11 protein-coding genes are annotated in these 14,175 nt (G+C 68.2%); 9 read left to right on the top strand and 2 right to left on the bottom strand.

Going from position 1 to position 14,175, the window contains the following annotated elements:
* Positions 1-1,176, bottom strand: a complete 1,176-nt coding sequence (locus A6A04_RS16450) for a flagellar basal body P-ring protein FlgI (RefSeq protein ID WP_068494819.1) — start codon at positions 1,174-1,176, stop codon at positions 1-3.
* 250 nt (positions 1,177-1,426) lie between these two features.
* Here A6A04_RS16450 and A6A04_RS16455 point away from each other — a divergent pair, with 250 nt between their 5' ends.
* The 3 genes from A6A04_RS16455 to A6A04_RS16465 all read left to right on the top strand — a co-directional run bounded on the left by A6A04_RS16455 (position 1,427) and on the right by A6A04_RS16465 (position 4,341).
* Positions 1,427-1,855: a flagellar assembly protein FliX gene (locus tag A6A04_RS16455; protein WP_068494821.1), complete on the top strand. Its 429-nt coding sequence runs from the start codon at positions 1,427-1,429 to the stop codon at positions 1,853-1,855.
* 235 nt (positions 1,856-2,090) lie between these two features.
* The gene (dksA, locus tag A6A04_RS16460) at positions 2,091-2,507 is read left to right on the top strand and encodes an RNA polymerase-binding protein DksA (RefSeq protein WP_068495079.1); all 417 of its coding nucleotides are present in this window, start codon (positions 2,091-2,093) and stop codon (positions 2,505-2,507) included.
* Positions 2,508-2,535: 28 nt separating this feature from the next.
* Complete coding sequence (locus tag A6A04_RS16465; RefSeq protein WP_172822796.1) at positions 2,536-4,341, top strand: glycosyltransferase; 1,806 nt, start codon at positions 2,536-2,538, stop codon at positions 4,339-4,341.
* Between the two features lie 44 nt (positions 4,342-4,385).
* Here the strand turns inward: A6A04_RS16465 and pseI are convergent, their stop codons facing one another.
* Complete coding sequence (gene pseI / locus A6A04_RS16470; protein ID WP_245651254.1) at positions 4,386-5,423, bottom strand: pseudaminic acid synthase; 1,038 nt, start codon at positions 5,421-5,423, stop codon at positions 4,386-4,388.
* A gap of 72 nt (positions 5,424-5,495) precedes the next feature.
* Between pseI and pseG the strand changes: the two genes are divergently transcribed.
* The 6 genes from pseG to A6A04_RS16500 all read left to right on the top strand — a co-directional run bounded on the left by pseG (position 5,496) and on the right by A6A04_RS16500 (position 14,142).
* Complete coding sequence (gene pseG / locus A6A04_RS16475; RefSeq protein ID WP_068494827.1) at positions 5,496-6,938, top strand: UDP-2,4-diacetamido-2,4,6-trideoxy-beta-L-altropyranose hydrolase; 1,443 nt, start codon at positions 5,496-5,498, stop codon at positions 6,936-6,938.
* Complete coding sequence (locus A6A04_RS16480) at positions 6,935-8,746, top strand: glycosyltransferase family protein (RefSeq protein ID WP_068494829.1); 1,812 nt, start codon at positions 6,935-6,937, stop codon at positions 8,744-8,746. Before pseG ends, A6A04_RS16480 begins: the two co-directional genes overlap by 4 nt.
* An 84-nt stretch (positions 8,747-8,830) precedes the next feature.
* Complete coding sequence (gene pseB, locus A6A04_RS16485) at positions 8,831-9,862, top strand: UDP-N-acetylglucosamine 4,6-dehydratase (inverting) (RefSeq protein WP_245651255.1); 1,032 nt, start codon at positions 8,831-8,833, stop codon at positions 9,860-9,862.
* A gap of 109 nt (positions 9,863-9,971) precedes the next feature.
* Entirely contained in the window at positions 9,972-11,159 is a 1,188-nt protein-coding gene (gene pseC / locus A6A04_RS16490) for a UDP-4-amino-4,6-dideoxy-N-acetyl-beta-L-altrosamine transaminase (RefSeq protein ID WP_068494831.1), read from the top strand.
* A complete protein-coding gene (locus A6A04_RS16495; RefSeq protein WP_068494833.1) occupies positions 11,156-12,109 on the top strand; it encodes a Gfo/Idh/MocA family protein in 954 nt (317 codons plus the stop codon). The genes pseC and A6A04_RS16495 overlap by 4 nt, the downstream gene beginning before the upstream one ends.
* Positions 12,106-14,142: an aminotransferase class III-fold pyridoxal phosphate-dependent enzyme gene (locus A6A04_RS16500; RefSeq protein WP_068494835.1), complete on the top strand. Its 2,037-nt coding sequence runs from the start codon at positions 12,106-12,108 to the stop codon at positions 14,140-14,142. Before A6A04_RS16495 ends, A6A04_RS16500 begins: the two co-directional genes overlap by 4 nt.
* Positions 14,143-14,175 lie beyond the last annotated feature (33 nt).

Below are 14,175 nucleotides of genomic sequence, written 5' to 3' on the forward strand. Positions count from 1 at the left end.
TCACATCACCTCCAGCTCGGCCTGCAGGGCGCCGGCGGCCTTGATGGCCTGCAAGATGGTGATCAGGTCGCGCGGGCCGATGCCAAGGCTGTTCAGGCCTTCCACCAGTTCCTGCAGCGTCACCTTGTGGGGGACCACGGCCAGCTTGTTGCCCGCGCCTTCGTCCACCTGGATGTCGGTGCGCTGCACGGTGGTGGTGGTGCCCGCGTCGGAGAAGGGCGAGGGCTGCGATACCTGCGGCGTCTCGGTGATGCGGATGGTCAACTGGCCCTGGGCGATGGCCACGGTGCTGATGCGCACATTCTCGCCCATGACGATGGTGCCGGACACTTCGTCGATGATGACGCGGGCCACCTGGTCGGGCTCGACCCGAAGCTGTTCGACATCGGTCAGCAGGCCAACCACGTTGCCGCGGTAATTGGGGGGGACCACGATCTGGACGGTGCCGGGATCGACCGGACGGGCCATGTCGCCGCCCAGATAGGAATTGACCGCCTGGGCGATGCGCCGCGAGGTGGTGAAATCGGGATTGCGCAAGCTGATCTTCACCGCTTCAAGGTGAGCCATCTCGAAGGGCAGCTCACGCTCGACGATGGCCCCGTTGGCGATGCGCCCGGCGGTGGGGACGCCCTTGACCACCGAAGTGCCCGAAGCGCCCGAGGCGGAGAAGCCGCCGGTGGCGACCTGGCCCTGGCCCACGGCATAGACTTCGCCATCGGCGCCGATCAGCGGAGTCACCAGAAGCGTTCCGCCGCGCAGGTCCTTGGCGTCGCCCATGGCGGAAATCTGCGCGTCGATGCGCGATCCCTGGCGCGAGAAGGGCGGCAGTACGGCGGTGACCATGACGGCGGCAACGTTCTTGGGGCTGACCGAGGTGATGGCGCCGCTGGAATCGCGGATGTTGACGCCGAGCCGTTCCAGCATGCCGACCAGGCTTTCCTTGGTGAAGGGGGCGTTGGTCAGCGAGTCGCCGGTTCCGTTCAGGCCGACCACCAGGCCATATCCCACCAGCATGTTGTCGCGCACGCCCTCGAAATCGGCGATGTCCTTGATGCGCGAGGCGCCGAAGGCGTCGGACGGCATCAGGCCCAGCGTGGCGGCCACCAGCGATGCGGCCAGCAGGAAGGCGCGAACGGGGGCGGCGAAGGTGGCTTTGGTGACGTCGATGCGGCTCATGGTACTTTCACCCTGGTCAAGCGGGTCATGGTCGTGCGCCAAACTCGTTGCGAAAGTCATGCCAGGCGGCAATTGGCGGATTTCCAAGGGTTTTCGGCTCCGTGGCCGGTAAAGTTCGCCCCCCGGGGGCAGTTCCGTCCCCTTGCCCCCGGCAATTCCTGCCCAGTTGACCGGAAGGCCCGGCTCTGGCGAAATAGCCTCCGGCGCGCGGGACTAGGTTCCGGGCGGTGATTTAGGGTATCGTGGACCCATGAAGATTTCCGGAGTCGGTCCCAAGGGGGGCGCCACAGGCCCCCGTAAGACCGAAAAGACCCAGGGCAAGGGCGAGTTTCGCCAGGCGCTCATCGAGTCCATGGACTCGATGGAGGAGGCGCATGCCGTCGAGGCACCCATCGGCGTCACCCGGGTCGATGCCCTGTTGATGGTGCAGCAGATGGACGACGCCACCGAGCGCGAGGCCCGCCGTCGTCTGGTGAAGCGGGGCGAGCAACTGCTGGACGGGCTCGAGGAATTGCGTCACGGGCTGTTGATGGGCGAAATCCCCAAGGACAAGATGACCGTATTGGCGCAAAGCGTCCGCGCCCGGCGCGAGAATTGCGGCGACCCCCGCCTGGCCGCCCTGCTCGACGAGATTGAGCTGCGGGTCGAGGTGGAATTGGCCAAGCTGTCGCGGGCTTAGCTTTTTATTCCCGAAGATGGTGGCGTAAGTGATCCGGCGCGATTGCGCTTGCGGGGGTGCTGCCCTATCCATATATTGCGTCGCGACCGGGTGGTCCGATCCAGAGGCTTGGTTCCCCAAGCGTCTGGTGAAACGGCCCCCAACTGATTGAATTGTGGTAAAAATATATGATTTGCCCAGCAAGGCGGATCTTGGATTTTTGCCACAAGCCCGACCGTGACATCGAGGGATGTGGATGACCGTCACGCTGCCGCCGGATTATCGTCCTGCCGACGACGAAATCTTCATGAACGAAAACATGAAGGAGTATTTCCGCCAGAAGCTGTTGCGCTGGCGGGCCGAGCTGCTGCGGGAATCCGACGAGACCTTGCAGCACCTCCAGGAAGGCGGGATGCAGGAACCCGATATCGCCGACCGCGCCTCGGCCGAGGCCGACCGGGCGTTGGAACTGCGCACCCGCGACCGCGAACGCAAACTGATTTCCAAGATCGACGCCGCCATGCAGCGCATCGACGACGGCAGCTACGGCTATTGCGAGGAAACAGGCGAGCCCATCAGCATCCGTCGGCTGGAGGCCCGGCCCATCGCCACCTTGTCCATCGAGGCGCAGGAGCGCCACGAACGGTTGGAACGGACCCACCGCGAGGATTGATCAACCCGTCGTGATGGAAGGACGCGCCTTGGCCGGTTCCCTTGACGCCGAGCGCACTCTTCACGCCGCCGTGATCGCCGGTTGGATCGAGGACCAGGCCCCCGAACCCCTGCAAGCCGCCCTGTTCGACCTGCTGGACACCTGGCAGGCCGATGGCACGCGGCCCATTCCCGACCTGTGGAGCACCGTCGCCGCCCTGCTGCGGGAGCAAGGCTGCCGCGACGCCGAGTTGGCCTGTTGGCGTGCCCTGTCCGGGCTGCTTCCCTCCGAGCCGTCCATACGGGTGCGGCTGGCCGAAATCCATCAGTTGCGTGGCGAGGATGCCGAGGCCCGCGCTCTCCTGGCCGATATTCCCCCCGGCCATCCCGCCCGGCCGTCGGCGCTGCTGCTGCGGCTGGACCTGGCCGCGACCCCGACCGACGAGGTGGAGGCCTGCATCGCCGAACTTCTTCCCATCCTGGCGGCAGCTCCGGCCTGGCAGGGTACCCATCACCGGCTGATCCGCGCCCTGGTGGCTCGGGGCCGGACTGACGCCGCCCGCGCCTTTCTGGCCGACTGGGTCACAGCCCATCCCGCCGACCAGGGCGGCCTGCTGCTGGAATTGGGCTGGCTGGCCATGCATGCGGGTGACGCCGCCCTGGCGCGGTCCCAGTTCAAACGCCTGTGGGCCAAGGATGATCCCGACATCCGGGCGGTGGCCGGGCGCTTCGATGGCACGGTGCCGCCCTATACTCCCGAGATGGAGCAGGCCATCCGGGCACGCATAGACGCCGCCTTCGCTTTGCCGGACGCCGATCTGGCCCGGCTCAACCTGCCCCAGGCGCCGCTGCCGAGCCAAAGGGTGCTGTTCGTCGGTTTCGACCGCCTGACCTTCCCCAATGATCTGGCGGAACATGTCCGCCGTTCGGCCGATGCGGCCGGAGTGGCCCTGGATCTCTATCTCGATTCCGCCATCGTCTATCCCGCCGAGACCCGCTGCGACGACGATACGGTGCGGCGACGGGTGGAGGCGTTCGAGGCCGAGGTGGAGCGGCGACGGCCCGAGGTGGTGGCGCTGGATTGCGCCTATATGCCGACCTTACGCGGCCTCGCCCCCGCCCGCATGCGGGACCTGGCCGACCGGCTGGGCTTCCGTCTGGTCTGCATGATGCGTGACGCCATGGAGCCGACCTTGGCCTTCCTGGAAGCCTGGGGCGCCGTGGCCGACACAATGGTGATCTTCGATCCCGGCTCGGCGGTGCTGCGGCCGGAACACTCCCATCTGCATGCCAGGATCGTGGTGGCGGTATTGCCAGCCCAGCATCTGGAAAGGGGGGAGGGCGAACGTGACCTGGGGCTGCTGTTCCTGGGCAGTAATACCTATGGCGTGCGCAACATGCTGCTGTCGGTGCTGCTGACCGAAGACATTCCCTTCACCGCCATTACCGGCGAGGTCCGCGCCGCCCAGGTGCCCGATCTGGACGCCTATGCCGGGCTGCTGCGCCGGGCCCGCGCCGTGCTCAATGTCGCCGCCCATTCCCGCACCGAATTCCTGATCACCGGCCGGGTGTTCGAGGCCATGGCCTGCGGCGCGGTGCTGATCGAGCAGGACAATGCGGCGACGGCGGCGCTGTTCACTCCCTGGCGGCATTACCTGCCCTGGACCAATGTGGACGACATCGTCCAGCTTTGCCGCTTCGTCGAACGCAATCCGGATGTGGCGCGGCGCATGGCCGCCGAGGCGCGGTCCTGGCTGGACCGGCACTATGATTGCCGTCGGTTCTGGTCGGCGGTGCTGAACCAAAGCCCCCTCCCCAACCCTCCCCCGGCAGAGCCGGGGGAGGGGGAAAGATAAGGAATCTCCCCTGGCAGAGCCGGGGGGAGGTGGGGAGGAGGGCGTCAGGACTCGATCATGTCCCAGCCTAGGGGCGTGCCGCGTCCCAGCGCCCGCGAGGCCCGCCGTCCGATGATCTCTGGCAGGTATTTGGGGGCCAGCCCGAAGCCGGGGCGGATTGAGCGGAGATTGGCGGCGGTGAACGCCTCGCCCGCCGCCATGTCGGCCACCACGTAGAGCGAGCGGCGGAACTGGAGATTGCCGCTTTCCGATGGCTTCAGGTCGTAGGACACCCGGCCTAGGGCGGCCCAGGCGGTGCGGGCGCCGCTGACCAGTTCGGCCAGTTCGCTTGGTTCCAGCGAGAAGGCGGCATCGGGGCCGCCATCGGCGCGGGCCAGGGTGAAGTGCTTCTCGATGAAGGTGGCGCCCAGGGCCACGGCGGCCACCGAGACGGCGGTGCCCATGGTGTGGTCCGACAGTCCCGCCTGTACCCCGAAGGCCTCGGCCAGATGGGGGATGGTGCGCAGATTGGCGTCCTCGGGGGCGGTGGGATAGCCCGAGACGCAATGCAGCAGGATCATTTCCCGGCATCCGGCATCGCGGGCGCAGGCGACCGCGTCCTGGATCTCGCCCAGATGGGCCAGCCCGGTGGACATGATCATGGGCTTGCCGGTGGCGGCGATGCGGCGGATCAGCGGCAGGTCCACCAGTTCGAACGAGGCCACCTTGTAGGCGGGGGCGTCCAGGCTTTCCAGCAGATCCACCGCCGTCGCGTCGAAGGGCGACGAGAATACGCCGAGGCCGAGGGCGCGGGCACGCTCGAACAGCGGCTTGTGCCAGTCCCACGGGGTGTGGGCTTCGGCGTATAATTCGTGCAGCTTGCGCCCCGCCCACAATCCACCTTCGATGACGAAGCCCGGCCCGTCATGGTCGATAGTGATGGTGTCGGCGGTGTAGGTCTGCAGCTTGACCGCATCGGCCCCGGCGGCCTTGGCCGCTTCCAGCAGCGCGAAGGCGCGGGAAAGGTCGCCGTTGTGGTTGCCCGACATCTCGGCGACCACATAGGGGGGGTGGCCAGGTCCGATGGCGCGGCCGTCGATCATGATGCTGTCCATGGGGCAAGCTTACGATATCGCGGCGTTGATCGCATCAGGCTTTGCGGCGATGATCGGGTCATGCCGAGCGAGCCGAGAACCGTTCTTTTCCGCGCCGACGCTTCCCCTGCCCTGGGGATCGGCCATGCCATGCGTTGCCTGACCCTGGCCGGGGAACTGGCCGGGCGCGGCTGGTCGTGCCGCCTCGCCTGCGCCGCCGGGACCCGTGCCGCCGCCCGTGCCCTGGAGAACTGGCCGGGAGAGGTGATCGAGCTTCCCCCAGGCCGCGAGACCGACCCCGCCGCCCTGCTGGAGATGCCCGCGCCCCATTGGCTGGTGGTGGACCATTACGGACTCGACGCCGCCTATGAACGGGCGCTGGCCGCCTGGGCCGGGCGCATCCTGGTGATCGACGATCTCGCCGACCGCCCCCATGAATGCGACCTGCTGCTGGACCAAACGGTAGGGCGGCAGGCCTCCGACTATGACGGGCGGGTGGGCAGCGCCACCCTGGCGCTGGCCGGTCCGCGCTTCGCTTTGCTGCGGCCGGGCTTCACCGGCGCTGATCCCGGCCGCGAGTTGGGGCGTATCCTGGTCTCCCTGGGCGGCACCGACCCCGCCGACGCCACCGGTCTGGCGCTGGACGCCTTGGCCAAGGCCGGGCTGGGCCTGCCGGTGGATGTGGTGCTGGGTGGGGCGGCGCCGCATCTCGACAGCGTCAAGGACCGCGCCGCCCGGCTTGTGCCCCCCGCCCGGGTGTTGACCGATGTGGCCGACATGGCCGGGGTGATGGCGGCTTGCGGTCTGGCGGTGGGAGCGGCGGGAACCTCGGCGCTGGAACGCGCCCGCATGGCCCTGCCCACCGTCACGGTGGTGATCGCCGATAATCAACGCCAGGTGGCGGCGGGGCTGGAGCGGGCGGGAGCGGCGCGGCTGGTGGCCCTGGACGCCGACGCCATTGCCGAAGCCCTGGCCGATCTTGCCCGCGACGACGAGGCCCGGCGGCGGATGGCGCGCAAGGCCTGCGCCCTGTGCGATGGCAACGGCGCCGCCCGGCTGGCCGATCTGATGGCGGTGGAGCTGCGCCCCGCCACCCTGGCCGATGGCGAGGACCTGCTGGCCTGGCGCAACGATCCGCTGACCCGCGAGAATTCCCTGGAAACCGGGCAGGTGGCGCGCGATGGCCATTTCGCCTGGCTGGCCGGTGTCCTGGCCGATCCCCAGCGCCTGATCCTGGTGGGCGAGCGGGGCGAGGGCAAGGTGGGCATGGTCCGCTTCGACACCATGGGCGAACGGGAATGGCGGGTGTCCATCTCGGTGGCGCCGGAAGCGCGCGGTCGCGGCCTGGGCCGGGTTCTGCTGGCCTTCGCGGTGGGACGGATCGAACGGCTGCGGGGGCCGGGCGCCATGGTCGCCGAAATCCGCGAATCCAACGCCGCCAGCCAGTCCATCTTCACCGCTTGCGGTTTCCGCCAGTCCGATGCCGCCGATGGCGTCCTCTATTTCCGCAGGCCGCCGCCATGACCCCGGCCGAGATGCAGACCATGGCGGCGGTGGCCACCGGCTGGATTCTGGACGAGGTGCCGGACCTGCTCCAGGACGGGCTGCTGCGCCGGGTGGGGCAGTGGCGCGATCACGGCCATCTGCCGCTGGGCGGGCTGTGGCATCCCATCGCCGAGACTCTGTCCAATTGCGGCTTCTATGATCTGGAACTGGCCGCCTGTGAGATGATGATCTCGCTGGAGCCGTTGCAGCCCAGCTTTCGCCTGCGGCTTGGCCGCTGCCTGATCCGGGTGCGGCGGCCGGACGAGGCCCGCCTCGCCCTGGACGGGCTGGTGGGCTTGGCCGCCATCCGCTCCGAGGCGCTGCTGTTGCTGCTGGCGGAGTTGGCCGATAGCCGTGCCGCTGTGATCGACGAATTGGAAGGCCTGCTGCTGGAGGATGGCGGCTGGGGTGGCCTTCACAAGGGCTTCGTCAAGGCCCTGCTCGCCCACGATATGACGGCGCGCGCCGAGGCCTTCCTGACCGCCTGGACCGGGCGCTGGTCCATCGGTGCCGCCCAGATCATGGATATGGGTGAAATGGCCATGCTGCTGGGGCGTCCGGCCCAGGCCTGCGCCCTGTTCGAGCCGCTGTGGCAAGCGGGCGGCGAGGACCAGGAACGCATGCTGGGCAAGTTTCACGGCGCCGTCGCCTCGTATGACGATGGGGCCGAGGCGCGACTGCTGGACCGGATCGACGCCGCCTTCCGCCTGCCGGAATCGGAGCTGCCCCGGGTGGCGCTGCCCGATTTCGGTCCGGATGCGCTGGGCAAGCGGGTGGTGTTCCTGACCTTCGGCGATCGCGCCCTGGTCAACGACTTCGCCGTCCACTATGGCGAGACGGCCCGGCTGGCCGGGGTGGACATTCACCTTTATGCCGATTCCGCCCTGACCCTGCCGCGGGAGTTCCGGGGTTCCGATGCCGAGGTGGAACGGCGCATCCGGGCGTTCGAGGCCGAGATGGCGCGGCTTCGCCCCGACGTGCTGGTGGTGGACTGTGTTTCGCCCCTGATCATGCGCGGCATCAATCCCGCCATGATCTTCGACCTGAAGCGGCGCCTGGGGTTCCGCGTCCTGTGCCTGATGCGCGATTCCCATCCCTATGCCATGCCGCTGGTGCGTGCCTGGCTGCCCGCCTGCGACACGCTGGTGGCCGACATCCTGTCGCCCATCCATGCCGAGGAGACGGGGGCCAAGACCCTGCCGCTGGTGGTGCCGGTGCAGCACGGCCCGTTCCTTCAGCCTTCGCCCCAAGGCGATGGGCTGGTGTTCATCGGCAGCGTCAATTTCCTCGCCCGCCATGCCCTGCTGTCGGTGCTGATGACCGAGGATATCCGCTTTCGCGCCATCTATGGCGAGGCCCGCCGCCATCTGGCGCCCGACATGGCATCCTATGCCCGGGTGCTGGGAGAGGCGCGCGGCGTGCTCAACATCTCGCTGCACACCCCCAAGGACCATCTGGTCACCGGCCGGGTGTGGGAGACCCTGGCGGTGGGCTCGGTGCTGGTGGAGCAGGACAATCCCGGCACGGCGGCCTATCTCGCGCCCTGGCGCCATTACCTGCCCTGGGGCAGCCTCGACGACATCGTCCATCTGGCCAAGCTGATGGAACGCCACCCCGATCTGGCGGCCCGCATCGCCGCCGAGGGCCATGCCTGGGCCTTGCGGCACTACCATCCCAGGGCGGTGTGGGGCGCCATGCTGGGCCATGCCGCCCGGCCAAGGCCCGAGGCCGATCTGGATGCCGAGGGCGCCGCCGCCCATGACTGGGCCCAGGTGACGTTTGGCTGACCCGCAATGGGTCGCCGGAAGCATTATCTTAACCATTTGACGCCACCCTGATGGGTGCGATTTCTTGCCAAGGAAGCCCTGATCGTGACCCTTCTCAATACCTTTCGGCGTGAAGACATCCGCGACAAGCTGGCGGGCAAGTCCATCCTGGTGACCGGCGGCACCGGATCGTTCGGCAAGCAGTTCATCCGCACCGTGCTGGGGCTGGATTGCGTCAAGCGGCTCATCGTGTTTTCCCGCGACGAGCAAAAGCATTTCGACATGCAGCACGAATTTAACGACACCCGCTACCCCGCCATCCGCTATTTCCTGGGCGATGTCCGCGACCTGGAGCGGTTGCAGATGGCCTTCCGCGGCGTCGATATCGTCATCCACGCCGCCGCCCAGAAGCATGTGTCGCTGGCCGAGTACAACCCCACCGAATGCCTGCGCACCAATGTCTGGGGCGCCGAGAACGTGGTGCGCGCCGCCATCGACAATGGGGTGGGCACAGTGATGGCCTTGTCCACCGACAAGGCGGTCAGCCCGGTCAATCTCTACGGCGCCTCCAAGCTGGCGGCCGAGAAGGTGTTCATCGCCGCCAACAATCTGTCGGGCAAGTCCGCCACCCGCTTCGGCGCCGTGCGCTATGGCAATGTGGTGGGATCGCGCGGTTCGGTGGTGCCGTTCTTCCGCGACCTGATCCGCAAGAACGCCGAGTTCCTGCCCATCACCGACGAGCGCATGACCCGGTTCTGGATCACGCTGCAGCAAGGCGTCGATTTCGTGCTGTCCTCCATGTGCATGATGCGGGGCGGCGAAATCTTCATCCCCAAGATTCCCAGCATGAAGATGACCGATCTGGCCAAGACCATGGCGCCCGACATTCCCATCAAGGTGGTGGGTATCCGCCCCGGCGAGAAGCTGCACGAGGTCATGGTCAACGAGGAGGAGGCCCGCACCACCCGCGAACTGGCCGACCGCTACGTCATCCATCCCATGCTCTCCTTCTGGTCCAAGGACCAGGACAGCGAGGGTGAACCGGTGCCCGAGGAGTTCCGCTATGCCAGCAACACCAATACCTGGTGGCTGAGCGAGCACGAACTGCTGGGCATGATCTCTCGGCTGGAGCTATGACCGGGGGCGGCGCTGCCTATCCCGGGCTGTCATCCCGAGGCGGAGCCGAGGGATCTCCGCTTGGGGCGATCGTGCCACGTCCGATCCGGTGTGTTAATCGGGGGAGATCATGACCCGCGCGCTGCCCTATGGACGCCAACTCATCGAGGACGACGACATCGCCGCCGTGGTGGCGGTGCTGCGCTCCGACGCCCTGACCGGCGGCCCCGCCGTCACCGGCTTCGAGACCGCGCTGCGCTCCGTCACCGGCGCGCGCCACGCGGTGGCCTGTTCCTCGGGTACCGCCGCCCTGCATCTGGCGGCCATGGCCCTGGAGTTGGGGCCGGGCGACGCGGTGATCGTGCCCTCGGTGACCTTCGTGGCCACCGCCAACGCGGCGCGCTATGTGGGGGCCGAGGTGGTGTTCGCCGATGTTGATCCCGCCACCGGCCTGATGGAGCCCCAGCATCTGGAGGCGGCGCTGAAGCGCTGCGGGACTGCCCGGCCACGGGCGGTGTTTCCCGTTCATCTCAATGGCCAATGCGTCGGCATGGCGGAACTGGGCGAACTGGCCCGCCGCCGCGGCCTGTTCGTGGTGGAGGATGCCTGTCACGCCCTGGGCAGCGTCCAGGGCGGACGGTTGACCGGGGCCTGTTCGTCCTCGGATATGGCGGTGTTCTCGTTCCACCCGGTCAAGACCGTGGCCATGGGCGAGGGCGGTGCCGTCACCACCGCCGACGACCGGCTGGCGGAGCGGCTGCGGCTGTATCGCAGCCATGGCATCACCCGCGAGGCCGCCGATTTCTTGCAGCCCGCCGAGGCCTTCGATGCCGGCGGGCAGCCCAATCCCTGGTATTACGAGATGGCGCGGCCCGGCTTCAACTACCGCGCCTCCGACATCAATTGCGCCCTGGGGACCAGCCAACTGGCCAAGCTGGCCCGCTTCAAGACCCGGCGCACCGAGCTGGTCGAGGCCTACGGCGCCGCCCTGGCACCGCTGGCGCCGCTGGTCCAGCCGGTGGGGCGCCGTCCCGACTGCGTCCCCTCCTGGCATATCCAGGTGGTGCGCATCGACTTCGCCGCCGCCGGAACCAATCGGGCCAAGGTGATGCGCGCCCTGGCCGAGCGCGGCATTTCCACCCAGGTGCATTATCTGCCGGTGCATCGCCAGCCCTATTACCGCGCCCTTTATTCCGACACCGCCCTGCCCGGCGCCGATGCCTATTACGACCGCTGCCTGACTCTGCCGCTGTTCGTGGGCATGGAAAATGCCGAGGTGGAACGGGTGGTCGCGGCGCTGAAGGCGGTGCTGTCATGATCGCCGTGCTCGGCCTGGGCAGCATCGGCCTGCGCCATGCCCGCAACGTCATGGATCTGGGCGAGACGGTGATAGGCTTCGACCCCTCGCCCCAGCGCCGTGCCCTGCTGGAGGCGGCGGGTGGCGCGGTCACCGACAACCGCGAGGAGGCCCTGGCCAAGTGCAAGGCGGTGGTCATCGCCAGCCCCTCGGATCGGCACGAGGACGATCTGGCCGCCGCCATCGAGGCCGGGCGCCATGCCTTGGTGGAAAAGCCGCTGGGCCATCGTCTCGGCCGCCTTCCCGAACTGCTGGACAAGGCCGAGTCCGCCGGGCTGGTGGTGGCCGCCGCCCTCAATCTGCGGGTCCATCCCTGCGTCCAGATGACCCGCATGGCCCTGGCCGAAGGCGTGATTGGCAAGGTGCTGTGGGGCCGCTTCCTCGCCGCCCTCTATCTGCCCGACTGGCGGCCCGGTCAGGACTGGCGCCAGGGCTATGCCAACGACCCCCGCACCGGCGGCGCCATTTTCGACTATATCCACGAATTCGACCTGGCCGCCCATCTGCTGGGCCAGTTCCGGCCGCTGGCCTGCATCGCCGGGCAAAGCGGCAGTCTGGGCCTCGAGTCCGAGGACATGGCCGACGCCTTCCTGCACCACGAGACCGGCGTGACCTCCACCGTGCATGTGGACTATGTCACCCGGCCGCGCCTGCGCGGCTTCCATCTGGTGGGGACGGGGGGACAGATCCATGTGGACCTGGACCGCCGCCAGTTCCGCCATGTGGATGCCTTGGGCGAGAACCGGGTGGACCGTACCCTGCTCGGCAGCTATGCCGATGACTATGTCACCGAAATGTCCGCCTTCCTGGCCTCGGTCAAGGGCGCCCCGCCGGTCTGCTCCGGGCGCGAGGCCCTGGCCGTGCTGGACAGCGTCATCAAGGCCCGCACCCTAGCCGGATTACCGTCATGAAAGCCGTCGCCGTCATCCAGGCCCGCCTGTCTTCCACCCGTCTGCCCGGCAAGGTGCTGCTGCCGCTGCGGGGCCGCCCGGTGCTCGACTGGGTGGTCGATGCCGCCCGCGCCATTCCCGGCAGCGATTCGGTGGTGGTCGCCACTTCGGACCAGCCCGACGACGATGCCGTCGAGGCCTGGGCCAAGGGCGCCGGGGTGGCCTGCCATCGTGGCGCGCTGGACGACGTGCTGGACCGCTTCGTCGGCGCGGCCCGCGCCCAGGACGCCGATCTGGTGATGCGGCTGACCGCCGATTGCCCGCTGCTGGACTCCCAGGTCTGCGGCGAGGTGCTGGCGCTGTTGAAGCGCTCCAAGCTGGCCTATGCCTCCAATGCCAGCCCCGCCAGTTGGCCCGACGGGCTGGACTGCGAGGCCTTCACCATGGACGCCCTGGAGGCCGCCGCGCGCGAGGCCACCCGCCCCGCCGACCGCGAGCATGTCACCGTCTTCATCCGCGACCGTCGCCACCGGTTCCCGCAGGCCTCGCTGGTCTGCCCGCTGCCCGGCCTGCATGCCGAGCGCTGGACCCTGGACGAGCCCGCCGACCTGGACTTCCTGGAGGCGGTCACCGCGAAACTGGGCCAGCGGCGCTCCTATCTCGACGTGCTGGCGGTGCTGGACGCCGAGCCAGAACTGCGCCGGATCAACGCCCGCATCACCCGCAACGAGGGCTTCGCCAAGTCCCTGGCCAAGGAGGCGCTGCCCCCCTGGAACGGCGCAGCCACCAGCAAGGCCCTGCTGGAACGCGCCGAGGCGGTGATCCCGCTGGGCAGCCAGACCTTCTCGAAAAGCCGCATCCAGTATCCCGAGGACTCGCCCATGTTCCTCACCCACGGCCTGGGCGGCCGGGTATGGGACGTGGACGGCAATTCCTATGTGGATATGGTCTGCGGCCTGCTGCCGGTGGTGCTGGGCTATCAGGACCCCGATGTGGATGCCGCCATTCGCGCCCAGTTGACCAACGGCATCTCCTTCAGCCTCGCCACCGAGTTGGAGACCCAACTGGCCGAGCGGCTGGTGGAGCTGATCCCCTGCGCCGAATCGGTGCGTTTCGGCAAGAACGGCACCGACGCCACCAGCGCCGCCATCCGCCTCGCCCGCGCCTTCACGGGACGCGATCGGGTGGCGGTGTGCGGCTATCATGGCTGGCAGGACTGGTATATCGGCTCGACCACCCGCAACAAGGGGGTGCCCAAGGCGGTGCAGGGCCTCACCCACACCTTCGCCTACAACAATCTCGATTCGGCGCGGCAGCTATTCATCGACCATCCCGGCGAGATGGCCGCCCTGATCCTGGAACCCATGAACGCCGTCGACCCGGCGCCCGGCTTCCTGGAGGGGCTGAAGGAACTGGCCCATGCCCATGGCGCCCTGTTGATCTTCGACGAGGTCATCACCGGCTTCCGCTACCATCTCGGCGGGGCGCAGACCCTGTTCGGGGTGACGCCCGACCTGGCCTCGTTCGGCAAGTCCATGGGCAACGGCATGCCCATCTCGGCGGTGATGGGCCGCGCCGACATCATGCGCGAGATGGAGGAGGTGTTCATCTCCGGCACTTTCGGCGGCGAGGCGCTGTCGCTGGCCGCCTCCATCGCGGTGATCGACAAGATGAAGCGCGAGCCGGTGATCGAGGGCCTTTGGCGCACCGGCACCATCCTGGCCGACGAGGTGGGCAAGCTGACCGCCGCCCACGGCCTTTCCGATGTCTTTTCGCTGGTGGGTCGGGCGCCGTGGAAGATCCTGGCGGTGCAGGACCACGCCAAGGCCCGCAAGGAAGCCATCAAGACCCTGTTTGCCCGCGAGATGCTGCGGGCCGGGGTGCTGTTCCTGGCCAGCCATAACGTCTGCTACGCCCATGACGCCGCCGACATCAACCGGGTGCTGACCGCCTGGGACGTGGCCCTGGCCAAGGTAGAAGCGGAACTGGCGACGGGCAGGCTGGAGGAACGGCTGCCCTGCCCGGCGGTGATGCCGGTTTTCAAGGTGAGATAAGGAGCGCGGGAGGGGGCGCCGGAGCGCTGCCCC

The sequence above is a fragment of the Paramagnetospirillum marisnigri genome (assembly GCF_001650715.1).
GTDB lineage: Bacteria > Pseudomonadota > Alphaproteobacteria > Rhodospirillales > Magnetospirillaceae > Phaeospirillum > Phaeospirillum marisnigri.